We start from the raw sequence: 23,780 nt of genomic DNA, 5'->3' as shown, positions 1-23,780 counted from the left end.
GCCGGGCGTTGGGAGCAGGTGTTCCGACAGAGACGTCGGGGAGATGCGTAACACGCAATGCGCGGGCGCCAGAACGGCACCCGCGCGGGAACGACGGATCAGGCCGCCGGCGTGGTCGGCAGATCCGGCGTTTGCGGCGTCTGCACGCCGAAGCAGCCGCGATAGGTCGCGTAGAACGAGCAGTACAGCATGGTCGTCACGATCATCGTCGCGGGCATCAGGATCGCAAACGCGAAGTCCGCCGCGCCGAGCGCCTGCATCAGCGCGGACAGCCCGATCGACACGACCGTTGCGACTGCGAACCACAGCGCCGCAAACACGATGAAAGCGCCGCGATTGCGCCAGCAACTGACGACGCTGAAGAACATCGCTTTGACGGGCGGCACGTCATGCCAGGCGGCGAGGATCGGCGAGAACCAGAACAGCATCGCGACCGGCACGTAGAACGCGAGCGCGGTGATCACCGCGAGCGGGATATTGCTGTTGGCGATTGCGTTTTCATCCATCGACGCGTTGCCGAGCATCACCTTCAGCAGCATGCCGCCGTCGGCGAGCGCCGAGCCGGCCAGCACGAGCGCCATCGCGATCACATACAGCGCGCCGAGCACGAGCAGCCGCCGCGCGACCACCGGGCCATACGAATGAAAGCCGTCGACGAGAATGGTCGGAAACACCGGTTTGCCCGCGATCGTGTTGCGGCACGCGGCCATGAAGCCGACCGCGACACCCGGAATGAACAACAGCGGCAACACGCCGCCGACCACCGGAATCTGCGACACGAGCGTCATCACCAGCAAATAGGTGAAGAACAGCGTCAGGAAAGCGAGCGGATTCTTGCGGAACAGCCAGATGCCCTGGCGGAACCACACGTAGCCGGTTTTCGCGGGGACTTCGATCAGTTGCATGGGGTATGGATGCCTGGATTCGCGACGCCCAGCAGGCGCTCGCGCAGAATGCGTTCGAAATGACCGGGGTCGTGCGGCTTCAGCAGTTCGGCCGCGCGCGGCAAATGAAAATCATACAGGCGCGAGACCCAGAAACGGTATGCACCCGCACGCAGCATGTCGCCCCAGTGATGGTTTTCCTCGACGGTGAACGGCCGCACCGTCTGATACGCGCGCAACAGCGCCTCGGTGCGTTCGGAGTCGAGCTTGCCGGTCGCGAGGTCGACGCACCAGTCGTTGACCGTGACCGCGACGTCGAATAGCCACTTGTCGCAGCCGGCGAAATAGAAATCGAAGAAACCGCCGAGCCGCACTTCGTGGCCGGTCTCGGGCGCCGCGTGCGCGAACATCGCGTTGTCGCGGAACAGATCGGCGTGGCACGGACCCGAGGGCATGGCCGCGTAATCTGCGGAGGCGAAGAACGCCTCCTGATGCGCAAGCTCGGACGCCAGCAGATCGCGCTGCTCGCCTTCGAGATACGGCAGGATCGTCGGCACGGTCTCGCGCCACCACGGCAGGCTGCGCAGGTTCGGCTGATAACGCGGATAGTCGCGGCCCGCCAGGTGCATGCGCGCGAGCATGTGGCCGACCTCGGCGCAGTGCTCGACGCCGGGCGCGAGTTCCGGCGCGCCTTCGAGCTTCGTCACGATCGTCGCGGGTTTGCCGAGCAGCATGCCGAACAGCGCGCCGTCGAGGCGCGGCATCGGATCCGGCACCGGCACGCGATGCGCGGCAAGATGCCGCATCAGGTCCAGATAGAACGGCAGTTGTTCAGCTGTCAGCTTCTCGAAAATGGTCAGCACGTATTCGCCGCGCGTCGTCGTCAGAAAGAAGTTGCTGTTTTCAATGCCGGACGAAATGCCGCGAAACTCGACGACATCGCCGAGATCGTAGTGACTCATCCATTCTGCGAGTTGGGATTCGTTGACAGCGGTGAAGACGGCCATGCGGAAACGTCGGATCAGGTTGTTCGGGCTGGCGCTGTGCGGCCAGTGCGAGGTGAGACAAGCGAATGGGGTGCAGCGCGCGACGAGTGCGGAACGGCGAAATGTACGCGTCGCCGCATTCAGCGCAAGTTCATCGCGCCGCGGCCGCGATCGGGTGTAACCGGGTCACGACCACGCCGCGGCCGCCGTTGCCGGCGGGCCGCTTTCGTAACGATCAATAGCGGAGATTCACCGACGGCAGGCGGGTGCTGGGCTTGCCGCTGTCGTGAACGGTCGGCGACGTGTCGGGCGACGCGCTCATCTGGTAGCGCGTGCCGAAATTCGATTGCACGTTGATTTCGACCGGCTTGCCCTTGTCGCGGAATTCAGTGATTTCGGTGCCGTTCGGGCTGACCTCGTGAAAGCTCGGCGTGCGCGGAACGTTGTTGATGTCGACCTTCGAGCTGACCTCTGCGGCTGGACGATTGATCTTGGCGAGGTCCGGCAGACCGGCCCGTTCATTGGCGGACTGGGGCACGCCGGCGGGCGGCGGTTCGTCGACGGGCTGGGCAGCCATCGCGGCGTTGCCGAAGGCGAGAGCCAGCGCAACAGCGATGGGAAGGAGCGGCTTCATGGTGATTCTCCAATGGGGTGCCCGGATTCTAGCAAATCCGGCCTGGCGTTCGGGCGCGAAGCCTTATTTTGCGCCGCTTTCGCACATCACGCGCGCGTTCTCGCGAGCGCTGTTGCAAGCGTCGCCGCCGACATTTGGCAATAGCGGGTTCCGTGGTAATGTCGTCTCATCAAAAAGGGTGAACGATGATGAACAACGATATCAATCAGCGCACGGTGCAGACTCCCGCCAACAGCTTCCCTACCGAAGGCTTCGACGACGCGGCCGAAGCCGTCACCCGCCTCGCCGCGATCTACGAGGCGAACACGTCGTTCCTGCGCGATGCGTTCGCGCGCTACCGCCGCAACGAGCAGTTCGACCATCGTGTGCGCGCCTGCTATCCGTTCGTGCGCGTGCGTACCGACGTCAACACGCACATCGATTCGCGCCGCTCGTACGGGTTCGTCGCGGGGCCGGGCGTGTTCGAGACGACCGTCACGCGACCAGACCTGTTCGGTAACTACTATCGCGAGCAATTGCGGCTGCTGGCGAAAAACCATCACGTGCAGATCGAGGTCGGCGTGTCGGACCAGCCGATTCCGATTCATTTCGCATTCGCCGAGGGCATCCACCTCGAAGGCGATCTGGACCGCGAGCGCCTGTTCCTGATGCGCGACATCTTCGATACACCTGACCTCGCGCTGCTCGACGACCGCATCGTCAACGGCACGTACGAGCCGCTGCCGGGCGAGCCGCATCCGCTCGCATTGTTCACGGCGGCGCGCGTCGATTTTTCGCTGCATCGGCTGAAGCACTACACGGCGACTTCGCCGACGCATGTGCAGAACTACGTGCTGTACACGAACTACCAGTTCTATATCGACGAATTCGTCAAGCTCGGCCGCGCCATGATGGCCCGCACCGACGACGCGGAATTGCGCGCGTATCGCAGCGAATACACGTCGTTCGTCGAACCCGGCGACGTCGTCACCTACAACGAGAATCTCGGCGAGCAGGCGCAGGAGGGCACGCCGCCGCCGCGTCTGCCGCAGATGCCCGCGTATCACCTGAAACGCGCGGACGGCAGTGGCATCACGATGGTCAACATCGGGGTCGGGCCGTCGAATGCGAAGACCATCACCGATCACATCGCGGTGCTGCGCCCGCATGCGTGGATCATGCTCGGCCACTGCGCGGGGCTGCGCAACACGCAGCGTCTCGGCGACTACGTGCTCGCGCACGGCTATGTGCGCGAAGATCATGTGCTCGATGCCGATCTGCCGCTGTGGGTGCCGATTCCGGCGCTCGCCGAAGTGCAGGTCGCGCTCGAGCGCGCGGTCGCGCAGGTCACGCAACTCGATGGCGTCGAACTGAAGCGCGTGATGCGCACGGGCACCGTGGCGAGCGTCGACAATCGAAACTGGGAGCTGCGCGATCATCGCGAGCCGGTGCAGCGGCTATCGCAGAGCCGCGCGATCGCGCTCGATATGGAAAGCGCGACGATCGCCGCGAACGGCTTTCGCTTCCGGGTGCCTTACGGCACGCTGCTATGCGTGTCGGACAAGCCGCTGCACGGTGAGTTGAAGCTGCCGGGCATGGCCGATCAGTTCTATCGCGCGCAGGTCGACCAGCATCTGCAGATCGGCGTGAAGGCGATGGAATTGCTGCGCATGAACGGGTTGCATCGGTTGCATAGCCGCAAGCTGCGGAGTTTCGCGGAAGTCGCGTTTCAGTAACTCGGGCCGAGGCAGGGTGACGCTCGCGTGTTCAACCCTGCCCGAACCCGGTCAACCCGATCAGGCTTCCAGCGGCTAACAGCCACAACGGATGAATCCGCGTCTTCGTCGCCATCACGGACGTGAACGCGGTAATCGCCCACCCTATCGCGGTCGGATTCGACGCGCGCGCGATCAGCGCCGCGCTCGCCGCCACGAGGCCGGCCGTCACCGGCACGAGTCCGAGTTGCGCATAGCGGCGCCACGGGCGGTCCTTGAAGCGGTCCCACGCATGCAGCGCGAGGATCGTCACGAGCGACGAAGGCCCGAACTTCGCAATCGACGTGACGAGCATGCCGGCCCAGCCGGCCACATGCCAGCCGATCAGCGTGACGATCATCAGGTTCGGGCCGGGCGCGGCTTGAGCGAGCGCGAACAGCGCGCTGAATTCGCTGGCCGGCATCCAGTGATGCACGTCGACCACTTGCCGCTGCATCTCCGGAAGGATCGTATTGCCGCCGCCGAACGCGAGCAGCGACAGCTGACTAAAAATCGCCGCAAGGGATCCGAGCGTGTCGTTCATCGCGCGCTCCTTGCTGCAAGATAAATACTGAGCGGCGTGAGCACGAGCATCGTTGGCAGCAGCGGCAAGCGCAGCACGGCAATCGCAACGAAGCCGAGCACGGCGATCAACGCGGCGAGCGGCTTGTTGCGCAACGGCAGCACGATCTTGAATGCCATCGAAATCAGCAGGCCCGAAGCCGCCGCGGCGAGCCCCGCGAACAGATGACGCACGTGCGGATCGTTCTGCGTGTGTTCGTACAGCACGCCGAGCCCGATCACCACCAGCGAAGGCCCGGCAATCAAGCCGAGCAAACCGGCCAGCGCACCGGGCACGCCGCGAAAGCGCATGCCGATCGCGACCGATAGGTTGATGACGTTGCCGCCGGGCAGGAATTGACAGAGGCCGAGCAGGTCGGTGAATTCGTCGCTGGTCAGCCAACGGCGTTGCTCGACGAGTGCGCGGCGCGCGAGCGGCAACGCGCCACCGAATGAAATGAGGCCGAGCCCGAGAAAGCCGCCGAAGATCTCACGCAACGTTGGCGTGGGTGCGAGCGCGGCCTCGGGCGAGGTGAGGTCGTTGTTCATATCGCGAGCTTCGGGTACAAGCTGGGGAGGTTAGCGCCGAACGGCAAGCCTGCAAAACGAAAGCGGGCAGCCCGCAGGCTGCCCGCCATGTGCGCGACCTGATGGGTGCGCAATGCATCGTGCTACGCGTATTGCGAGGCGCGCAGCGTCATGCGATCACAGGTAGAACATCCGGTCTTCGTCCGACTTGACCGGATGCGCTTCGCCTTCTTCACGGTCTTCGTAGAACTTGAGCACCGCTTCGAGCACCTGGTCCGGATTGTCGATCACCTGCATCAGATCGATATCGGTCGGATTGATCAAACCCATCGGAATCAGCGAGCTCTTGAACCACGCGAGCAGACCCTCCCAGAACTCGCCGCCGACCAGAATGATCGGCACGTGGCGCGACTTCTTGGTCTGGATCAGCGTGAGTACTTCGGCCAGTTCGTCGAGCGTGCCGAAGCCGCCGGGCATCACGATCACCGCGTCCGAGTTCTTCACGAACGTAACCTTGCGCGTGAAGAAATGGCGGAAGCGCAACGAGATGTCCTGCCACTGGTTGCCCGACTGCTCGTGCGGCAACTCGATGTTCAGACCGACCGACGGCGCCTTACCCGCATGCGCGCCCTTGTTGGCCGCTTCCATGATGCCGGGGCCGCCGCCGGAGATCACCGCGAAGCCAGCATCCGACAATTTGCGCGCGATCTGCGTGGCGAGTTTGTAGTACGGCGAGTTCGGTTTCAGGCGCGCCGAACCGTAGATGCTGACCGCCGGTCGAATCTCCGACAGGTACTCGGTCGCCTCGATAAACTCTGCCATAATCGTGAACATCTGCCACGATGCGCGGGCTTTTTTGGCCGTTGCGCGCTCTTGATCTGCGAGCGATCGCAGACTCGGAATCACTTTTCTCTTAGTCATAATGCCTGAAGAACGAAGCCTTGAAGGTAAGACCCTGCTGTTGGTCGACGGTTCGAGTTATCTGTACCGGGCCTACCATGCGATGCCTGATCTACGCGGCCCCGAGGGTGGCCCGACGGGTGCGCTCTACGGGATGATCAACATGCTGCGGCGCATGCGCAAGGAAGTCACAGCAGAGTATAGCGCGTGCGTGTTCGACGCCAAGGGCAAAACGTTTCGCGACGACTGGTATCCGGAGTACAAGGCGAACCGTCCATCGATGCCGGAAGATCTTGCCCGTCAGATCGAGCCGATTCACGTCGCGGTGCGTGCGCTCGGCTGGCCGCTGCTGATGATCGATCGTGTCGAAGCGGACGACGTGATCGGCACGCTGTGCACCGAGGCGGAAAAGCTCGGCATGAACGTGGTCGTGTCGACCGGTGACAAAGACCTCGCGCAGCTGGTGTCGAACCGCGTGACGCTCGTCAATACGATGACCAACGAAACGCTCGATCGCGACGGCGTGGTCGCGAAGTTCGGTGTGCCGCCGGAGCGGATCATCGATTATCTGTCGCTGATCGGCGATACCGTCGACAACGTGCCGGGCGTCGAGAAATGCGGTCCGAAAACCGCGGTCAAATGGCTGACGCAATATGAGTCGCTAGATGGCATCGTCGAGCATGCGAACGAGATCAAGGGCGCGGTCGGCGATAATCTGCGCCGTGCGCTGGACTTCTTGCCGATGGCGCGTAAGCTCGTCACAGTCGAGCGTCATTGCGATCTGACCGGCCACATCGTATCGATCGAAGAAAGCTTGCCGAGCCTTCCCGAGTCGCGCGAAGAGTTGCGCGAGGTGTTCACGCGCCACGGCTTCAAGACGTGGCTGCGCGAAGTCGAGATTGCCGACGCGGTCGAAGGTCCGGAAACCGACGTGCCGCCCGCGTTGTCCGTCGATCACGAGCGCCACTACGAGACCGTGCAAACATGGGAGCAGCTCGACGCGTGGCTGGACAAGATCAATGCGGCCGAGATAACTTCGTTCGATTCCGAAACCACGTCGCTCGATCCGATGGTCGCGCAGATCGTCGGCTTATCGCTGTCGGTCGAAGCGGGCCGCGCCGCGTATGTGCCGCTCGCGCATCGCGGCCCCGACGCGCCGGTGCAGCTGCCGCTCGACGAAGTGCTCGCGAAGCTCAAGCCGTGGCTCGAAAGCGCGGACCATAAGAAGGTCGGTCAGCATCTGAAGTACGACGAACAGGTGCTCGCCAATTACGGCATCGAAATGCGCGGCGTCGAGCATGACACGCTGCTCGAATCGTATGTGCTCGAATCGCATCGCACGCACGACATGGACAGCCTCGCGCTGCGTCATCTCGGCGTGAAGACGATCAAGTATGAAGAGGTCGCGGGCAAGGGCGCGCAGCAGATCGGCTTCGACGAAGTCGCGCTGGACAAAGCCGCCGAATATGCGGCCGAAGACGCAGACATCACGCTGCGGTTGCATCAGGCCTTGTATCCGCAAATCGCCGTGGAGAAGTCGCTCGACCACGTGTATCGCGAGATCGAAGTTCCGACTTCGCGCGTGCTGCGCAAGATGGAGCGCACCGGCGTGCTGATCGACGCGGAGAAGCTGCGTCAGCAGAGCAGCGAGATCGCCACGCGTCTGATCGAGCTCGAAGGCAAGGCGTACGAACTGGCTGGCGGTGAATTCAACCTGGGCTCGCCGAAGCAGATCGGCCAGATTTTCTTCGAGAAGCTCGAACTGCCGGTCATCAAGAAAACGCCGAGCGGCGCACCTTCTACCGACGAAGAAGTGCTGCAGAAGCTCGCCGAAGACTACCCGCTGCCGAAGATCCTGCTCGAACATCGCGGCCTGTCGAAGCTGAAGTCGACCTATACCGACAAGCTGCCGCGCATGGTCAATCCGCAAACCGGCCGCGTGCATACGAACTACGCGCAAGCCGTCGCGGTGACGGGGCGGCTCGCGTCGAACGATCCGAACCTGCAGAACATTCCGGTGCGTACCGGCGAAGGCCGGCGCATCCGCGAAGCGTTCATCGCGCCGCCGGGGCACAAGCTCGTATCCGCCGATTACTCGCAGATCGAATTGCGCATCATGGCGCACATCTCCGGCGACGAATCGCTGATGCGCGCGTTCTCGCAGGGCGAAGACATTCACCGCGCCACCGCATCGGAAATCTTCAACGTGACGCCGCTCGAAGTGTCGAGCGATCAGCGGCGGGTCGCGAAGGTCATCAATTTTGGTCTCATCTACGGCATGAGCGCGTTCGGCCTCGCGTCGAATCTCGGCATCACGCGCGATGCGGCGAAGATGTATATCGACCGCTATTTCGCGCGCTATCCCGGTGTCGCTCGCTATATGGACGAGACGCGTTTGAGCGCGAAGGCGAAGGGCTACGTCGAAACGGTGTTCGGCCGCCGGCTGTGGCTGCCCGAGATCAACGGCGGCAACGGTCCGCGCCGCCAGGCCGCGGAGCGGGCCGCGATCAACGCACCGATGCAGGGCACCGCGGCCGATCTCATCAAGATGTCGATGATCGCCGTGCAGAACTGGATCGAAGACTCGAAGATCGGCACGCGCATGATCATGCAGGTGCACGACGAACTGATTCTCGAAGTGCCCGACGCTGAGCTGTCCGAAGTCCGCAAGCGCCTGCCAGAACTGATGTGCGGTGTCGCCGCGCTGAAGGTGCCGCTGGTCGCCGAAGTCGGCGCGGGGCTGAACTGGGAGGAGGCGCATTGACATGCCCGTGACACGCGCACGATAACGTCGTGCGCATGTCACACATGGGTATTGGTCACTTGTGACTTCCCTGGCGGGTCGAGGACAATCGGTTCAGGACGGCGCATTCATGCGCCGCGTCGCGACAGATAATTCATCGGCTACACGGAGAAGTGCAATGCATCGATTTATCGTCGTTGGCGGAGGTGCGGGAGGACTGGAACTGGCGACGCGTCTTGGCGATCGCTACGGGGCCGGCAAGAAGGGGCGCAGCGCGCAGGCCCAGGTCACGCTGGTCGATCGCTTTCCGACGCATATCTGGAAGCCGTTGCTGCACGAAGTGGCGGCGGGCAGCATGGACCCGTTCACGCAGGAGCTCCCTTACGCGGCGCAGGCGCGCTGGCATGGCTTCGAGTTCCAGCAAGGCGATCTGACCGCACTCGACCGCGCGAACCGGCGCATCACGCTCGGCACCGTGCTCGACGACGACGGCGCGGAACTGCTGCCCGAACGTGTGCTCGAGTACGACACGCTGGTCATCGCTATCGGCAGTACCACGGCCTTCTTCGGCGTCAAGGGAGCGGCCGAATTCTCGATTGCGCTGGATACGGTTAGCGAGGCAGAGCGTTTCCGCAAGCGGCTCATCGCGGCGTGCATGCGCGCCGAACATCAGGCGCACCAGCCCGTCGAGTCGCGACCGGGACCCGGCACGTGGACGTCCAGCGAGCCGCGCATTCAGGTGGCGATTGTCGGCGGCGGCGCGACGGGGGTCGAGTTATCGGCGGAGTTGCGTAATACCGCCCAAGTGCTGTCCGCATATGGCTTGCACAAGCTCGATCCGCGGCATGACGTCGGCATCGTGCTGATCGAGGCGGGGCCGCGCATTTTGCCCGCGTTGCAGGAACGCGTTTCCACGGCCACCGCCGAACTGCTGACCAAGCTCGGCGTGAAGCTGATGATCGGCGAGACCGTGGCCGAGGTTGCGCCGGGCTACATCCGCACCGCGAGCGGTCACACAGTGCGGGCCGACCTGACCGTGTGGGCGGCGGGCATCAAGGCGCCGGCGGTGCTCGGCCAGCTCGACGGCTTGCCGGTCAACCGGCTCGGCCAGCTGGTGGTGCGCCGCACGCTGCAAACCGAGGTCGACGACAACATCTTCGCGCTCGGCGACTGCGCGGCCTGCGAGTGGCCGGGCAACGAGCGCAACGTGCCGCCGCGCGCGCAGGCCGCGCATCAGCAGGCGAGCTTTCTGCTGAAGGGACTGGCGGCGCGCCTCGAGAACAGGCCGCTACCGGAGTTCACTTATCGCGACTTCGGCTCGCTGGTCTCGCTCGGACACTTCAGCGCGGTCGGCAATCTGATGGGCGGGGTGATCGGCGGCAATATGCTGATCGAAGGGCTGTTCGCGCGCTTCATGTACATGTCGCTGTACCGGCTGCATATCGCGGCGCTGCACGGCTATCCGCGCATGATGCTCGACACCTTCGCGCATTGGTTGCGCCGTACCACGCTGCCGCGCGTCAAGCTGCACTGACTGCATCGGCGCGGGCGGACGTTCTGCTCAGTTGAATCTGCAACGGGATGCGCGCAAGGCGTATCCTGTTGCCTCTAACAATTCTTCGAGGAGCGCCCCATGCTGAAGCCTGAAGTTGATTGTCTGATTCCGCACGTTTCCTTCGATCGGCGCACCTTCATGAAGGCGGCGCTCGGCACTGGTTTCGCGGCAGCGGTGCTGCCAGTCTCGGCGCAGGCCATTCATACCGACAGCGACGGCCTCGAAGCAGGGGAAGTGGCGTTCCATTCGGGCGGTACGCTGATACCGGCCTATCGCGCGCAGCCGAAGGGCAAGACGCATCTGCCGGTGATCCTCGTCGTGCATGAAATCTTCGGCGTCCACGAGCATATCGCCGACGTGTGCCGGCGCTTCGCGAAGCAGGGCTATCTGGCGATCGCGCCGAACCTGTACGAGCGCGAGGGCGACCCGACCGCCTACACGAGCATGCAGCAACTCAACGAGCAGTTGGTCAGCAAAGTGCCCGACGAGCAGGTGCTGGCTGACCTCGACGCGGCCGCTGCGTGGGCCGGCGAGAACGGCGGCGACCTGAACCGGCTCGGCGTGAACGGCTTTTGCTGGGGCGGGCGCATCTCGTGGCTGTATGCGGAGCACAATCCGCGCGTGAAGGCGGGCGTCGCCTGGTATGGTCGCGTGACCGGCGCGAAGAATGCGATGACGCCGGCCAATCCGCTCGATCTCGTCGCCGACCTGCATGCGCCCGTCCTCGGCCTGTATGGACGCCAGGATCAAAGCATTCCGCAGGACACGCTCGAGCAGATGAAGCAGGCGATCGCGCAAGGGCCGCAAGCGGGACGCGGCTCGCAGTTCGTCGTTTATGACGACGCAGGTCACGCGTTTTTCGCCGACTACCGTCCGAGCTACAAGAAGGCCGATGCCGAGGATGGCTGGCGTCGCACGCTCGTGTGGTTCAAGCAACATGGGGTTGCTTGAAACCCTCATGTGTTTGTTTCTCTAGCGATAAATCCGATAAAAAAAGGCCGTTGCCGCTTCGAATCGGCAACGGCCTTTTTGTCTGATGACGACTCGCCGCGGCAAGTGCTCAGGGGTTCGCTCCGGTCGCCACCGGCCGTTTCGGATCGGAACTCCACTCGCTCCACGAGCCCGGGTACAGCGCTGAGCCATGCAGGCCGGCAACCTCCATCGCGAGCGAATTCACGCAGGCGGTCACGCCCGAGCCGCATTGCAGCACCACGTGCTCCGGCGACGTGTCGCCGAGCAGCGCATGGAATTCCTCGCGCAGAGTGTGCGCCGGCTTGAAGCGGCCGTCGGCGGTCAGGTTGTCCTTGAAGAAGCGGTTCAGCGCGCCCGGGATATGGCCGCCGACGCGGTCGAGCGTCTCGTTTTCGCCGCGATAGCGATCGGGCGCGCGCGCATCCACGACGATTCGCTCCTTCGAGTCGAGGTTGCGCTCGATCGCCTGGCTATCGATGGTCACCGCGAGCGGCGCGGCCGCCTTGAAGTCGCCGGTATTCTGCGCGGGTACGGCCTGCGTCAGCGGTTGGCCAGCCGCTTCCCATGCCTGCAGCCCGCCGTCGAGCAGCGCGACCGCGTCGTGGCCGAGCCAGCGCAACAGCCACCAGACGCGCGCCGCGTACATGCCGCCTTGCGCGTCGTATGCGACGACCTGTTGACCTTGCTTCAGCCCCCGCGACTCGAGCGTTTCGACGAGCCGCGCGCGATCGGGCAGCGGATGCCGGCCGTTCGAGCCGTTCTTCGGCCCGGACAGATCGCGATCGAGATGCAGATAGTGCGCGCCCGGCAGATGGCCAGCCAGCCAGGCTTTCTCCCCCGCGTCGGTATCGGCGAGGTCGAACCGGCAGTCGATCACGAACACGCTGCCCGGCGCGGCAGTGAGCCGCTCGGCAAGATTGGTCGCGGAGATCAGGGTGGTGTAATGAGTGTGGGGCATGAGCGTCTCCTCGATACGGGCGATGGCGGCTGCGGGCCGCGTCGTTCACGCGGTTGGCGCAATCGCCGGTCTATGTCGTTAGTCTAAACAAAAAAAGACGGGTCGAAGCCCGTCTTTCGTTGAGTCGATCGATGCGCCAAGCGGCGGGATCAGATCGTGCCGAGTTCGCGCCGCAGAAACTCATGGAAGTGCTGCATGCCGTCTTCCATCGGGCTCTGATACGGACCGACCTGCGACTCGCCGCGCTCCATCAACGCGAGACGGCCGGCGTCCATGCGCTCGGCGATCTCGTCGTCTTCGCGGGCCGTCTCCATATAGGCGGCGCGCTCGGCTTCGACGAAATCGCGCTCGAACAGCGCGATTTCCTCGGGGTAATAGAACTCCACCACGTTGGTGGTCTTCTGCGGACCGCGCGGAATCAGCCATGACACCACCAGCACGTGCGGATACCACTCGATCATGATGCCCGGGTAGTACACCATCCAGATCGCGCCGAACTCGGGCGGATTGCCGTCGCGAAAGCGCAGCACTTCATCATGCCACTTGCGATACGTCGGGCTTCCCGGTTGCTCGAGCGCCTTGTGCACACCGACTGTCTGCACGCTGTACCAGTCGCCGAACTCCCAGGTTAGATCATCGCAATTGACGAAGCTGCCGAGGCCCGGATGGAACGGCGCGACGTGATAGTCCTCCAGATAGACCTCGATGAAGGTCTTCCAGTTGTAGTTGCACTCGTGGACTTCGACGTGATCGAACATGAAGCCCGAGAAGTCGAAGTGGCGCTTGGTGCCGAGGCGTGCGAGATCTTTCGCGACGTTGCGACCTTGCGCCTCGAACAGCAGACCCTGCCAGTTCTGCAGCGGCGTGGAGCCGAGATTCAGGCACGGGTTGTCGGCGAAATGGGGCGCGCCGAGCAGCTCGCCCTTCAGGTCGTACGTCCAGCGATGCAGCGGACAGACGATGTTCTGCGTCTGCCCGCGGCCGTTGAGCATGATGGCTTGCCGGTGGCGGCACACATTCGACAGCAACTCAACTTGCGACTGCTGGTTACGGACGAGTACCCGCCCCTCGCGTTCGCTGGGCAAGGCAAAATAATCCCCCGCTTCGGGCACCATGAGATCGTGGCCGATGTAGCGAGGACCTTTCTTGAAAAGGGTGTCGATTTCGCGCGTAAGAAGCGCTTCGTCAAAGTAAGCCGTGACTGGCAGCTGGCTGTGAACAGACCGCAACTGCAATGCATTGCTCAGATTGGACATTCCCACTCCCGATGAAGACGTGAAAGCAGTGAACAACCCAACCATCGAAGATTCGATTTAGGGAGCCCGCGATTATACCCGTTTCCCTGTGACAGGGACACTTAAGTCCCTGATTTGGGTTAAAAATGTCAAGAAAGTTCGGCATTTTCGCCGCAGACCTCGAGCTTTTTTTCTGCGAGACTTCAGGGTCGAAGCGGGGCAAAGGTGGACATCGGACAGGCTCGAAGCAAGGTGGCACGGCGGAGCGCAGGCCTTCGAGCGGATCGAAAATGTCGCTTTTGCCGTAGAATGTCCGACTTGTTTTAATTTTGCGACTATTCATGGCGAAGACCGCATCGAACGATTCCGCCGCCGCGCCAGCCGAAAGCGGCGACAGCGCGCCGCTGCCGGAGAATTACGAGGCAGCGCAGACGGAGCTGGAAGAGCTCGTTGCGCGCATGGAAGGCGGCAGCCTGAGCCTCGAGGAATCGCTGGCCGCGTACCGTCGCGGGGCGGCACTTGTCGCATTCTGTCAACAGCAGCTCGAAAAGGTCGAGCAGCAGGTGCGGGTCCTCGATGGCGAGACCCTCAAGCCGCTGCCCATGAATACCGCAGGCACAGCCGCGACTGAGAGCGGGGACGACCTATGACATTCGAACAATGGACGCGCTCGGTGCTCGAACGCGTCGAAACGGCTCTGGAACACTATCTGCCGGCCGAGACGACCGAACCCGCCAAGCTACACGAGGCGATGCGCTATGCGGTGCTGGGTGGCGGCAAGCGGGTGCGGCCACTCCTGTGCCACGCGGCCGGCGAGCTGACCGGCGCGCGCGCCGAACGCCTCGATGCGGCGGCGGCGGCGCTGGAAATGATCCACGTGTACTCGCTCGTGCACGACGACATGCCCTGCATGGACGACGACGAACTGCGCCGCGGCAAGCCGACGGTCCACGTCAAGTATGACGAAGCGACCGCGCTGCTGGTCGGCGACGCGCTGCAATCGCAGGCATTCGTCGTGCTCACGTCCGACGTATTGGGCCAGCCGCAGCAGGCCTCGCTCGTGCGCGAACTCGCGCTCGCCAGCGGCTCGATCGGCATGTGCGGCGGGCAGGCCATCGATCTGGCGAGCGTCGGCCACACGCTGACCCGCCCGCAACTCGAGACCATGCATCGCATGAAGACCGGCGCGCTGCTGCGCGCGGCCGTGCGCATGGGCGCACTGGCTGGCGAGACGCCGGACGCGCAGGCTCTGGCTTCGCTCGACGCCTACGCCGCCGCGGTCGGTCTCGCGTTTCAGGTCGTCGACGACATTCTCGACGTCACGACCGACTCCGCAACGCTTGGCAAGACCGCCGGCAAGGACGCGAAGGACGGCAAGCCGACCTACGTGTCGATTATCGGGCTCGACGCGTCGCGCGCGCTCGCGGCGCAACTGCGCAGCGACGCTCACGCCGCGCTTGCACCGTTCGGCGCTCGCGCACAGCGTCTTGCCGAACTGGCCGACCTGGTGGTGAACCGGGTCAGCTGAACGCGAAAGCCCGCCGCCGCGCACCCTCCATCCCCGGGGTGCATGAATGAAGTGCGGGCGCGTAAGTTTTCCTACAATGGAACGACGATGTACGACTTGCTGAAAACCATCGACGACCCGGCAGCCCTGCGCCGCCTCGATCGCCGTCAATTGCAACCGCTTGCCGACGAGTTGCGCGCCTTTGTGCTCGACAGCGTATCGCAGACGGGCGGCCATCTCTCGTCCAACCTCGGCACGGTCGAGTTGACCATCGCGCTGCATTACGTGTTCGACACGCCGCACGATCGGATCGTCTGGGACGTAGGCCATCAGACCTATCCGCACAAGATCCTGACCGGTCGTCGCGACCAGATGCACACGCTGCGTCAGTTGGGCGGCATCTCGGGCTTCCCGAAACGCGACGAATCGGAATACGACACCTTCGGCACCGCGCACTCGAGCACGTCGATCTCGGCCGCGCTCGGCATGGCGATCGCGAGCAAGCTGCAGGGCGACAACCGCATGGGTATCGCGGTTATCGGCGACGGCGCGATGACGGCCGGCATGGCCTTCGAGGCCATGAACAACGCGGGCGTCGAAGACGACGTCCCGCTGCTCGTGATCCTCAACGACAACGACATGTCGATCTCGCCGCCGGTCGGCGCGCTGAATCGCCATCTCGCGCGTCTGATGTCGGGGCGCTTCTACGCGGCCGCGCGTGCGGGCGTCGAGCGCGTGCTGCGGGTTGCGCCGCCGGTGCTCGATCTCGCGCGCAAGCTCGAGGAGCACGCGAAGGGCATGATTGTGCCGGCCACGCTGTTCGAAGAGTTCGGCTTCAACTACATCGGGCCGATCGACGGTCACGATCTCGATTCGCTGATCCCGACGCTGCAAAACATCAAGGAACTGCGCGGGCCGCAATTCCTTCACGTGGTCACGAAGAAAGGCCAGGGCTACAAGCTGGCCGAGGCCGATCCGGTGCTGTACCACGGCCCGGGCAAGTTCAACCCGGCCGAGGGCATCAAGCCGGCCGCGACGCCGTCGAAGAAGACCTACACGCAGGTGTTCGGCGAATGGCTGTGCGATGCGGCCGAGCTCGACTCGCGCGTGGTCGGCATTACACCGGCGATGCGTGAAGGCTCGGGCATGGTCGAGTTCGAAAAGCGCTTCCCGGATCGTTACTTCGACGTCGGCATCGCCGAGCAGCACGCGGTGACGTTCGCGGGCGGCCTCGCCGCGGACGGCATGAAGCCGGTCGTCGCGATCTATTCGACCTTCCTGCAACGCGCGTATGACCAGTTGATTCACGACATCGCGCTGCAAAACCTGCCGGTGGTGTTCGCCATCGATCGCGCGGGTCTCGTCGGTGCGGACGGCGCGACGCATGCGGGCGCGTACGACCTCGCGTTCATGCGTTGTATCCCGAACATGACCGTGATGGCGCCGTCGGACGAAAACGAGTGCCGTCAGATGCTGTACACCGCGTTGCAGCAGTCGCATCCGACCGCTGTGCGCTACCCGCGCGGCGCGGGTACCGGTGTCGCAACCGTCAAGCAGATGGCCGCGTTGCCGCTCGGCAAGGGTGAAGTGCGTCGCGAGACGTCGGCGCCGGCTGGCAAGCGCATCGCGATTCTCGCGTTCGGCACGATGGTCGCGCCGTCGCTCGCGGCCGCCGAGCAATTCGACGCCACCGTCGCGAACATGCGCTTCGTGAAGCCGCTCGACACCGAACTCGTGCGCAAGCTGGCCGAGACGCACGACGCGATCGTCACCGTCGAGGAAGGCTGCATCATGGGTGGCGCGGGTTCGGCCTGCGTCGAAGCCCTGCTCGCAAGTGGGGTTATGCGCCCCGTACTACAATTGGGCCTCCCCGATCGGTTCATCGATCACGGGGACCCGGCCAAGCTGCTCGCCGCGTGCGGTCTCGACGCCGCGGGTATCGCCCGGTCGATTCGCGAACGCTTCCTCGCAAGCGGCGCGGTCGGCGGTCAGTCGTCGGTGAAGCGCGTCGCTTAAGGCGCTGTCGCCTGTCGTGCCGCCGCGGTACGACTCATGCCGCCGTCATGCGACGGCGGCTTCGGCAATCTCCAGTTTGAATCGACGGGTCCTGCGGCCCGTCACCCAACGCCGGCGGCAGCCGGCGTTCCCCGTTGCGCGCGCTGATCTGCACGGCCGCTGGGCGCTTCGAGCTCGCTGCGCGATGGTCGCCGATGCAGCGAGACCTTGACGCAGCCAGGCGCTTTCCAGAAAGGACAAAAGAATGAATCAGATGAATCCCGCCTTCGTGATGCCCGACGTGCAAAGCACCCCCGACACGCGCCAGATTCCGATCCAGCGGGTCGGCGTGAAGGGCGTGCGTCATCCGTTGACGGTCCGCACGCAAGCCGGTGAAGTGCAGCCAACGGTCGGCACGTGGAATCTCGACGTGCATCTGCCGGCCGAGCAGAAGGGCACGCACATGTCGCGCTTCGTCGCGTTGCTCGAAGAGAACAAGGCGCCGCTCGAACCGGCCACGTTCCGCACGATGCTCGCTGCCATGCTCGATAAGCTCGAGGCCGAGGCGGGCCGCATCGAAGTGTCATTCCCTTACTTCGTGAACAAGACCGCGCCGGTGTCGGGCGTGCAGAGCCTGCTCGACTACGAAGTCACGCTGACCGGCGAGACCCGCCATGGCGCGACGCGGCTGTTTCTGAAGGTGCTGGTGCCGGTCACGAGCCTGTGCCCGTGCTCGAAGAAAATCTCGCAGTACGGCGCGCACAACCAGCGCTCGCACGTGACGATCGATGCCGAGCTCATCGGCGACGTCGCTGTCGAAGAGTTGATCCGCATCGCCGAGGAAGAAGCGTCGTGCGAGCTGTGGGGTCTGCTCAAGCGTCCGGACGAGAAGTTTGTTACCGAGCGCGCGTATGAAAATCCGAAGTTCGTCGAAGACCTCGTGCGCGACGTTGCCCAGCGTCTGAACGCCGACGAGCGCATCGTCGCGTATGTGCTCGAAGCCGAGAACTTCGAGTCGATTCACAATCACAGCGCTTATGCGATGATCGAGCAGGACAAGCGCCTGGCCTGATACGTTCTGTGTCGGTCTACGCCGTTCGTTGCAAAAGCATTGAACCCATGAAAAAGCCGCTTTTTTATCGTCTTGCGGCGCCGGGTTAGTGCGCGAGCGACGTCAGATCCCAGCGCGGCTTCACGGTGAACGCGTAGTCGTTGACGGCCTGTTCGGGCCAGCGTTGCAGACGCAGCGCGCCGGCCAGCGCGATCATCGCCCCATTGTCCGTGCACAGCGACAGGTCGGGATAGTGCACGTAAAAATTGCGCTTCTGCGCGGCGGCCGACAGCGCTTCGCGCAACTGCCGGTTCGCGCCGACGCCGCCCGCCACCACCAGCCGGTTCAGCTTCGTGCGCTTGAGCGCGGCGAGCGATTTCGCGGCCAGCACTTCGACGGCGGCATCGACGAAACCGCGCGCGAGGTCGGCCTTGGCCTGCTCGCAGATGTTTGCGCCGCCCAGCCGGTTGGCGTGCGTGAGCACGGCGGTCTTCAGGCCGCTGAAGCTGAAATCGAGGTCGCCGGAATGCAGCATCGGGCGGGGCAGCACGACCGCGCCGGGTGTGCCGAACTCGGCCATGCGCGAGACTTCTGGGCCGCCCGGATAGCCGAGGCCCAGCAGCTTGGCGGTTTTGTCGAAGGCTTCGCCGGCGGCGTCGTCGAGCGTTTCGCCGAGCGTCTCGTAGACGCCGACGTCCGTCACGCGCATTAGCTGCGTATGGCCGCCCGACACCAGCAGCGCGACGAATGGAAACGGCGGCGGCTCGTCGACGAGCAGCGGCGACAGCAAATGCCCTTCGAGATGGTGAATACCGACGGTCGGCTTGTTCCACGCCATCGCCAGCGAATTGGCGACGCTCGCGCCGACCAGCAGCGCGCCCGCGAGCCCGGGCCCTTGTGTGTAGGCGATCGCGTCGATGTCGCCGCGCGCGACGCCAGCGCGCTCCATCACCTCTTCGAGCAGCGGCAGCGCGCGGCGGATATGGTCGCGCGATGCAAGCTCCGGCACGACGCCGCCGTACTCCCGATGCATCGCAATCTGCGAATGCAGCGCGTGCGCGAGCAGGCCGCGCTCCGTGTCGTAGAGCGCGAGACCGGTTTCGTCGCAGGAGCTTTCGATGCCGAGAACGAGCATGATGAATCGCTTGGGACGGGCGCGCGCGACGCGCGTCCGAAAGTAAAAGGTAAGCCTGAAAGTATACCAGCGCGCACAAGCGGCCGCTGGCGGCCGGCTGCGCACGGGCATGGGCGCGAGGGTCCGGCAGGTACAATGCGGCCCCATGGAATCCTACGATATCGCGGTGATCGGCGCGGGCGCGGCCGGCATGATGTGCGCTGCAGTTGCCGGTCAACTTGGTCGGCGTGTGACGCTGATCGACCACTCGCAGCGTCTCGCGGAAAAAATCCGCATTTCCGGCGGCGGCCGCTGCAACTTCACGAATCTGTATGCGGGGCCGGCCAATTATCTGTCGGCGAATCCGCATTTTTGCCGCTCGGCGCTTGCACGCTATACGCCGCGCGACTTCATGGCGCTGCTGAAGCAGCATCGCGTGACATGGCACGAGAAGCACAAGGGCCAACTGTTTTGCGATCAGTCGAGCGACGCGGTCATCGACGTGCTCAAAAACGAGTGCGACGCCGGTGGCGTTGCATGGCGCACGCCGCTGTCCGTCGAAGAAGTGCGCCAGGACGCAGAAGGGCGGTTCCTGCTTGGCACGACGGCGGGCACGATCGCCGCCCGTGCGCTCGTGATCGCTACGGGCGGTCTGTCGATCCCGAAGATCGGCGCGACCGATTTCGCATACCGAATCGCCAAGCAGTTCGGCCACAAGCTGATCGACACGCGCCCCGCGCTGGTACCGCTGACCTTCGCGCCCGCCGACTGGGAGCCGTTTGCGGCGCTGTCGGGCGTGTCGCTCGAAGTCCAGCTGTCGACCGGCAATAAGAAGACCGGCGCGGAGTTCACCGAAGATCTGCTGCTCACGCACCGCGGCCTGTCGGGTCCGGGGGTGCTGCAGATATCGAGCTACTGGCAGCCCGGCGAGCCGATTCACATCAATCTGCTGCCGGAGCGCGACGCCGCGGTCGCGCTGATCGACGCGAAAAACGGCACTAAGCGGCAGATTGGCAATCTGCTGTCGGAGTGGGTGCCGCAGCGGCTCGCGCACGTGTGGCTCGACACGCACCAGGTGGCCGCCGAGGCCCGCGTCGCCGATTTGCCGGACAAGTCGCTGCGCCGCATCGGTGAGGCGCTGTCGCGCTGGACGCTCACGCCGAACGGCACCGAGGGTTATCGCAAGGCCGAAGTGACGCGCGGCGGCGTCGATACGCGCGGTTTGTCATCGACGACGATGATGAGCGCGCGGGTGCCGGGCCTCTACTTCATCGGCGAGGCGGTCGACGTGACCGGCTGGCTCGGCGGCTACAACTTCCAGTGGGCGTGGGCGTCGGGTGTCGCGGCCGGAGAGGCGGCCGCCGAATATGCCCGGGGGGCTTGACGGCGCAATGGCTTTGTGAGAAAGCTCTGCTATACTCCTGAACCTTTACAAAGTTCCGTTATTGAAAAATGACGACTATCCGCGTAAAAGACAATGAGCCGTTCGAAGTCGCCATGCGCCGTTTCAAGCGCACCATGGAGAAAAACGGCTTACTGACGGAACTTCGCGCTCGCGAGTTTTACGAGAAACCCACAGCCGAACGCAAGCGCAAGAAAGCGGCGGCGGTGAAGCGTCATTTCAAGCGTCTGCGTGGCCAGATGCTGCCAAAAAAGCTCTACTGATTCTGGCGTTGCCCCGCTGTACGCGGCGCGGCAGCATCCCAGCCGATGGCGGCACCACAGTGCCATCACGGCAAACCCGGCCCATCGGGCCAGCCGGCAGGGTCGCATCCACTACGCATATTGCGCCAACCCGCTTGAGGAAGAAGTCCCAAGCGGGTTTTCGTGCTGATGCGGCGGTATCGCCGCCATCGACCGGCCGGTTTTTCAACTTTTCAACGCAATTCAGGTGAGTGATGAGTCTCAAGGACCGGATCAACGACGATATGAAAGCTGCCATGCGGGCGCGCGAGACCGAGCGTCTCGGTACGATCCGCCTGCTGCTCGCCGCGATCAAGCAGCGTGAAGTCGATGAGCGGGTCACGCTCGACGATGCCGGCATAACCGCCGTGGTCGACAAGATGATCAAGCAGCGCAAAGATTCGATCAGCCAGTTCGAGGCCGCCGGACGCACGGATCTCGCGGACAAGGAAAAGGCTGAGCTGGCCATTCTTTCCGCCTATATGCCCGAGCAGATGTCCGAAGCGGAAATCGTTGCCGAAGTGCAGGCGGCGGTCGCGCAGACTGGCGCTGCCGGCCCGCAGGACATGGGCAAGGTGATGGGCGTGCTGAAGCCGAAGCTGGCCGGCCGCGCCGACATGACCGCCGTCTCCGCGCAGGTCAAGGCCGCGCTCGCGAAGTAACCCTGTCGATTTGTCCGGGTCGCGCGCCCCTCCGGAAGGCGAGGCGCGGGGCTTGGCCGCGGTGTCGAGCCCGGACTCCGGGCTTGGATTTTGAAGCTTTCCAGGCAGCGTTATTTACTGTGATCCCACCGTCATTCCTGCAGGACCTGCTCAACCGCGTCGATATCGTCGACGTGGTCGGCCGGTATGTGCAGCTGAAAAAGGGCGGCGCGAACTTCATGGGGCTGTGCCCGTTTCACAACGAGAAGAGTCCCTCGTTTACGGTTAGTCCGACTAAGCAGTTTTATCACTGCTTCGGCTGCGGTGCGCATGGCACGGCCATCGGTTTCCTGATGGAACACGTGGGGGCGTCGTTTCCCGAAGCGGTCAACGAGCTCGCGCAATCGGTCGGTCTCACCGTGCCGAACGAGCCTTCGCCCGGATATGGCGGTGGTGGCGGAGCTGGCGGCGGCTACGTGCCGGCGGCGTCGAAGGCTGTCACCACAGCGCTGTCCGATCTCATGCAGATCGCCTGTGACTACTACCGCAAGCAACTGCGCGGTGCGCCGGGCGCGATCCAGTATCTGAAAAAGCGCGGTCTGACCGGCGAAATCGCCGCGCGCTTCGGTCTCGGCTATGCGCCCGAAGGCTGGCAAAACCTCGAGGCGGCGTTCCCGAACTATCGCGACGACGCGCTGGTCGAAGCGGGCCTCGTGATCGTCAGCGAAAAGTCGGACGCGCAGGGTCAGAACCGCCGCTACGACCGCTTCCGCGAGCGGATCATGTTCCCGATCCGCAATGTCAAAGGGCAGGTGGTCGGCTTCGGCGGCCGCGTGCTCGACGGCGGCGAGCCGAAATATTTGAATTCGCCCGAAACGCCGCTATTTAACAAGGGCAGCGAGCTGTACGGGCTGTTCGAGGCGCGTCTGGCGATTCGAGAGCAGCACTACGTGCTGGTCGTCGAAGGTTATATGGACGTGGTTGCGCTGGCTCAGTTGGGGTTCCAGAACGCGGTCGCGACCCTCGGCACCGCTTGCACACCGATTCATGTGCAGAAACTGATGCGCCAGACCGACACGGTCATTTTCAGTTTCGACGGCGACGCGGCCGGCCGGCGTGCAGCGCGCCGTGCGCTCGATGCGTGCCTGCCGCATGCCGCCGACAACCGCACGATCCGTTTCCTGTTCCTACCGAGCGAGCACGATCCCGACAGCTACGTGCGCGAGTTCGGAACCGAGGCTTTCGCCGAGCAGGTCGAACGGGCGATGCCGCTGTCGCAGTTCATGCTCAACGAGGTACTGACCGGCAAGGAGCTCGATCAGCCCGAGGGCAAAGCCCGCGCGCTGTTCGACGCGAAGCCGCTGCTGCAGGCGTTGCCGGCCAACGCGCTGCGAGCGCAGATCATGCATATGTTCGCCGACCGGCTCGATGTGCCGTTCAGCGAAGTGGCGGCGCTTTGCGAAGTCGATGCCCGGATTGCGGCCGCGGCGCGCGAGGCGCCGGCCCGCAAGGACCGCCGCAGCGTGACCGGAATCGAGGAAAAGACGCTGCGCAACCTGGTGATGTATCCGCGCACGGTCGCGATGCTCGACGAAGAGGCCGAAGAGGCCCTGCTCACCGTGACCCGGCACGGCGAACTGTTCGCGGAAGTGACGACGCACGCGCGCGCCCTCGGCGATTCGGCGGCGTTCCAGTTGTTGTCAGATCTCTTGCGAAATGGCGCGAACGCCCCAACTTTCGAGGAAATCTTTCGCAAAATTCTAGACTATGATGAAAACGTCCGGGATTTGCTGCTGAAAGACCCGCAGGACGCGGCCGTCATCGAGGAGCGGCGCGAGCAGGAACGAATCGTCGGCGAGGAGTTGAAGGCCGCAATTTTGAAGATGCGATACGACGCTTATTGCGATCGTCTCGAACAGCTTTCGCGACAGTCACGACATACGCCGGAAGAGTTTGCCGAGTTTTCGGAGCTCAACCGGAAGCGGGCCGACATGAAGCGTCAACTCGGTCTGTAGCGGAGAGGGCAAAACCTCGGGTGCTATAATCAAAAGTTTCTAGCGGTTTGTTTTTTCAAGGGTTTTCCTAGCAAAGGCGAAAGGC

21 protein-coding genes are annotated in these 23,780 nt (G+C 63.9%); 12 read left to right on the top strand and 9 right to left on the bottom strand.

The window, feature by feature from the left end; genetic code table 11:
• Nucleotides 1-98: 98 nt before the first annotated feature.
• The 3 genes from VSR82_RS05660 to VSR82_RS05650 all read right to left on the bottom strand — a co-directional run bounded on the left by VSR82_RS05660 (nt 99) and on the right by VSR82_RS05650 (nt 2,504).
• On the bottom strand, nt 99-905 hold the full coding sequence (locus VSR82_RS05660; RefSeq protein WP_368584122.1) for a BPSS1780 family membrane protein: 807 nt from the start codon (nt 903-905) through the stop codon (nt 99-101).
• Nucleotides 896-1,891: a homoserine kinase gene (locus VSR82_RS05655; protein WP_176107219.1), complete on the bottom strand. Its 996-nt coding sequence runs from the start codon at nt 1,889-1,891 to the stop codon at nt 896-898. The genes VSR82_RS05660 and VSR82_RS05655 overlap by 10 nt, the downstream gene beginning before the upstream one ends.
• 214 nt (nt 1,892-2,105) lie before the next feature.
• Nucleotides 2,106-2,504 carry a hypothetical protein gene (locus VSR82_RS05650; RefSeq protein ID WP_013092991.1) on the bottom strand — a complete coding sequence of 133 codons (399 nt, stop codon included), beginning with the start codon at nt 2,502-2,504 and terminating at the stop codon, nt 2,106-2,108.
• 188 nt (nt 2,505-2,692) lie between these two features.
• On the opposite strand from VSR82_RS05650, the gene VSR82_RS05645 reads away from it, so the two are divergent.
• A complete protein-coding gene (locus tag VSR82_RS05645) occupies nt 2,693-4,219 on the top strand; it encodes an AMP nucleosidase (protein WP_368584187.1) in 1,527 nt (508 codons plus the stop codon).
• Between the two features lie 31 nt (nt 4,220-4,250).
• Here the strand turns inward: VSR82_RS05645 and VSR82_RS05640 are convergent, their stop codons facing one another.
• The 3 genes from VSR82_RS05640 to VSR82_RS05630 form a co-directional block, all read right to left on the bottom strand.
• Nucleotides 4,251-4,781: a chromate transporter gene (locus VSR82_RS05640; RefSeq protein ID WP_429456495.1), complete on the bottom strand. Its 531-nt coding sequence runs from the start codon at nt 4,779-4,781 to the stop codon at nt 4,251-4,253.
• The gene (locus VSR82_RS05635) at nt 4,778-5,347 is read right to left on the bottom strand and encodes a chromate transporter (protein ID WP_429456497.1); all 570 of its coding nucleotides are present in this window, start codon (nt 5,345-5,347) and stop codon (nt 4,778-4,780) included. Before VSR82_RS05635 ends, VSR82_RS05640 begins: the two co-directional genes overlap by 4 nt.
• Nucleotides 5,348-5,503: 156 nt before the next feature.
• Entirely contained in the window at nt 5,504-6,247 is a 744-nt protein-coding gene (locus VSR82_RS05630; protein ID WP_368584119.1) for an LOG family protein, read from the bottom strand.
• 1 nt (nt 6,248) lies between these two features.
• On the opposite strand from VSR82_RS05630, the gene polA reads away from it, so the two are divergent.
• The 3 genes from polA to VSR82_RS05615 all read left to right on the top strand — a co-directional run bounded on the left by polA (nt 6,249) and on the right by VSR82_RS05615 (nt 11,475).
• The gene (gene polA, locus VSR82_RS05625; RefSeq protein WP_410848813.1) at nt 6,249-8,990 is read left to right on the top strand and encodes a DNA polymerase I; all 2,742 of its coding nucleotides are present in this window, start codon (nt 6,249-6,251) and stop codon (nt 8,988-8,990) included.
• A 157-nt stretch (nt 8,991-9,147) separates the two neighbouring features.
• Complete coding sequence (locus tag VSR82_RS05620) at nt 9,148-10,503, top strand: NAD(P)/FAD-dependent oxidoreductase (protein ID WP_410848814.1); 1,356 nt, start codon at nt 9,148-9,150, stop codon at nt 10,501-10,503.
• A 99-nt stretch (nt 10,504-10,602) separates the two neighbouring features.
• Nucleotides 10,603-11,475: a dienelactone hydrolase family protein gene (locus VSR82_RS05615; protein ID WP_429456500.1), complete on the top strand. Its 873-nt coding sequence runs from the start codon at nt 10,603-10,605 to the stop codon at nt 11,473-11,475.
• A gap of 109 nt (nt 11,476-11,584) precedes the next feature.
• Here VSR82_RS05615 and VSR82_RS05610 read toward each other — a convergent pair whose 3' ends face one another.
• A complete protein-coding gene (locus tag VSR82_RS05610; protein WP_410848815.1) occupies nt 11,585-12,454 on the bottom strand; it encodes a sulfurtransferase in 870 nt (289 codons plus the stop codon).
• A 149-nt stretch (nt 12,455-12,603) separates the two neighbouring features.
• Nucleotides 12,604-13,710 (bottom strand): aromatic ring-hydroxylating oxygenase subunit alpha, encoded by a 1,107-nt coding sequence (locus tag VSR82_RS05605; RefSeq protein ID WP_368584114.1) that lies wholly within the window; start codon nt 13,708-13,710, stop codon nt 12,604-12,606.
• A gap of 320 nt (nt 13,711-14,030) precedes the next feature.
• Here VSR82_RS05605 and VSR82_RS05600 point away from each other — a divergent pair, with 320 nt between their 5' ends.
• The 4 genes from VSR82_RS05600 (at nt 14,031) to folE2 (ending at nt 18,263) form a co-directional block, all read left to right on the top strand.
• Nucleotides 14,031-14,339, top strand: coding sequence for an exodeoxyribonuclease VII small subunit (locus tag VSR82_RS05600; protein ID WP_090808406.1), 309 nt, complete (start codon nt 14,031-14,033; stop codon nt 14,337-14,339).
• Entirely contained in the window at nt 14,336-15,217 is an 882-nt protein-coding gene (locus tag VSR82_RS05595; protein WP_368584113.1) for a polyprenyl synthetase family protein, read from the top strand. The genes VSR82_RS05600 and VSR82_RS05595 overlap by 4 nt, the downstream gene beginning before the upstream one ends.
• A gap of 87 nt (nt 15,218-15,304) precedes the next feature.
• Nucleotides 15,305-17,212, top strand: coding sequence for a 1-deoxy-D-xylulose-5-phosphate synthase (gene dxs, locus VSR82_RS05590; protein WP_176123306.1), 1,908 nt, complete (start codon nt 15,305-15,307; stop codon nt 17,210-17,212).
• A gap of 244 nt (nt 17,213-17,456) precedes the next feature.
• The gene (folE2, locus tag VSR82_RS05585; protein WP_429456503.1) at nt 17,457-18,263 is read left to right on the top strand and encodes a GTP cyclohydrolase FolE2; all 807 of its coding nucleotides are present in this window, start codon (nt 17,457-17,459) and stop codon (nt 18,261-18,263) included.
• 85 nt (nt 18,264-18,348) lie between these two features.
• Here the strand turns inward: folE2 and tsaD are convergent, their stop codons facing one another.
• On the bottom strand, nt 18,349-19,377 hold the full coding sequence (gene tsaD / locus VSR82_RS05580) for a tRNA (adenosine(37)-N6)-threonylcarbamoyltransferase complex transferase subunit TsaD (protein ID WP_013093004.1): 1,029 nt from the start codon (nt 19,375-19,377) through the stop codon (nt 18,349-18,351).
• 145 nt (nt 19,378-19,522) lie between these two features.
• Here tsaD and VSR82_RS05575 point away from each other — a divergent pair, with 145 nt between their 5' ends.
• The 4 genes from VSR82_RS05575 (at nt 19,523) to dnaG (ending at nt 23,695) form a co-directional block, all read left to right on the top strand.
• Nucleotides 19,523-20,740, top strand: a complete 1,218-nt coding sequence (locus VSR82_RS05575; protein WP_429456505.1) for a BaiN/RdsA family NAD(P)/FAD-dependent oxidoreductase — start codon at nt 19,523-19,525, stop codon at nt 20,738-20,740.
• Between the two features lie 68 nt (nt 20,741-20,808).
• Nucleotides 20,809-21,021, top strand: coding sequence for a 30S ribosomal protein S21 (gene rpsU, locus VSR82_RS05570; RefSeq protein WP_008919901.1), 213 nt, complete (start codon nt 20,809-20,811; stop codon nt 21,019-21,021).
• Nucleotides 21,022-21,254: 233 nt separating this feature from the next.
• On the top strand, nt 21,255-21,701 hold the full coding sequence (locus tag VSR82_RS05565) for a GatB/YqeY domain-containing protein (RefSeq protein ID WP_176378918.1): 447 nt from the start codon (nt 21,255-21,257) through the stop codon (nt 21,699-21,701).
• A 119-nt stretch (nt 21,702-21,820) separates the two neighbouring features.
• Nucleotides 21,821-23,695 (top strand): DNA primase, encoded by a 1,875-nt coding sequence (gene dnaG, locus VSR82_RS05560; RefSeq protein WP_429456507.1) that lies wholly within the window; start codon nt 21,821-21,823, stop codon nt 23,693-23,695.
• The last annotated feature ends 85 nt before the right edge of the window (nt 23,696-23,780 follow it).

This window comes from Burkholderia sp. JPY481, from assembly GCF_038900515.1.
Classification (GTDB): Bacteria; Pseudomonadota; Gammaproteobacteria; order Burkholderiales; family Burkholderiaceae; genus Paraburkholderia; species Paraburkholderia youngii.
This window is presented reverse-complemented; position numbering and strand designations above follow the sequence as displayed.

What these genes read in the sequence shown, in the direction of transcription:
- VSR82_RS05575 (WP_429456505.1), top strand. Translation starts at nt 19,523, where the DNA reads ATGGAATCCTACGATATCGCGGTGATCGGCGCGGGCGCGGCCGGCATG.
- folE2 (WP_429456503.1), top strand. Translation starts at nt 17,457, where the DNA reads ATGAATCAGATGAATCCCGCCTTCGTGATGCCCGACGTGCAAAGCACC.
- VSR82_RS05645 (WP_368584187.1), top strand. Translation starts at nt 2,693, where the DNA reads ATGAACAACGATATCAATCAGCGCACGGTGCAGACTCCCGCCAACAGC.
- VSR82_RS05660 (WP_368584122.1), bottom strand. Translation starts at nt 905, where the DNA reads ATGCAACTGATCGAAGTCCCCGCGAAAACCGGCTACGTGTGGTTCCGC.
- VSR82_RS05610 (WP_410848815.1), bottom strand. Translation starts at nt 12,454, where the DNA reads ATGCCCCACACTCATTACACCACCCTGATCTCCGCGACCAATCTTGCC.
- VSR82_RS05650 (WP_013092991.1), bottom strand. Translation starts at nt 2,504, where the DNA reads ATGAAGCCGCTCCTTCCCATCGCTGTTGCGCTGGCTCTCGCCTTCGGC.
- VSR82_RS05620 (WP_410848814.1), top strand. Translation starts at nt 9,148, where the DNA reads ATGCATCGATTTATCGTCGTTGGCGGAGGTGCGGGAGGACTGGAACTG.
- VSR82_RS05640 (WP_429456495.1), bottom strand. Translation starts at nt 4,781, where the DNA reads ATGAACGACACGCTCGGATCCCTTGCGGCGATTTTTAGTCAGCTGTCG.
- VSR82_RS05630 (WP_368584119.1), bottom strand. Translation starts at nt 6,247, where the DNA reads ATGACTAAGAGAAAAGTGATTCCGAGTCTGCGATCGCTCGCAGATCAA.
- rpsU (WP_008919901.1), top strand. Translation starts at nt 20,809, where the DNA reads ATGACGACTATCCGCGTAAAAGACAATGAGCCGTTCGAAGTCGCCATG.
- polA (WP_410848813.1), top strand. Translation starts at nt 6,249, where the DNA reads ATGCCTGAAGAACGAAGCCTTGAAGGTAAGACCCTGCTGTTGGTCGAC.
- VSR82_RS05655 (WP_176107219.1), bottom strand. Translation starts at nt 1,891, where the DNA reads ATGGCCGTCTTCACCGCTGTCAACGAATCCCAACTCGCAGAATGGATG.
- VSR82_RS05565 (WP_176378918.1), top strand. Translation starts at nt 21,255, where the DNA reads ATGAGTCTCAAGGACCGGATCAACGACGATATGAAAGCTGCCATGCGG.
- VSR82_RS05635 (WP_429456497.1), bottom strand. Translation starts at nt 5,347, where the DNA reads ATGAACAACGACCTCACCTCGCCCGAGGCCGCGCTCGCACCCACGCCA.
- VSR82_RS05595 (WP_368584113.1), top strand. Translation starts at nt 14,336, where the DNA reads ATGACATTCGAACAATGGACGCGCTCGGTGCTCGAACGCGTCGAAACG.
- VSR82_RS05600 (WP_090808406.1), top strand. Translation starts at nt 14,031, where the DNA reads ATGGCGAAGACCGCATCGAACGATTCCGCCGCCGCGCCAGCCGAAAGC.
- VSR82_RS05605 (WP_368584114.1), bottom strand. Translation starts at nt 13,710, where the DNA reads ATGTCCAATCTGAGCAATGCATTGCAGTTGCGGTCTGTTCACAGCCAG.
- dxs (WP_176123306.1), top strand. Translation starts at nt 15,305, where the DNA reads ATGTACGACTTGCTGAAAACCATCGACGACCCGGCAGCCCTGCGCCGC.
- VSR82_RS05615 (WP_429456500.1), top strand. Translation starts at nt 10,603, where the DNA reads ATGCTGAAGCCTGAAGTTGATTGTCTGATTCCGCACGTTTCCTTCGAT.
- tsaD (WP_013093004.1), bottom strand. Translation starts at nt 19,377, where the DNA reads ATGCTCGTTCTCGGCATCGAAAGCTCCTGCGACGAAACCGGTCTCGCG.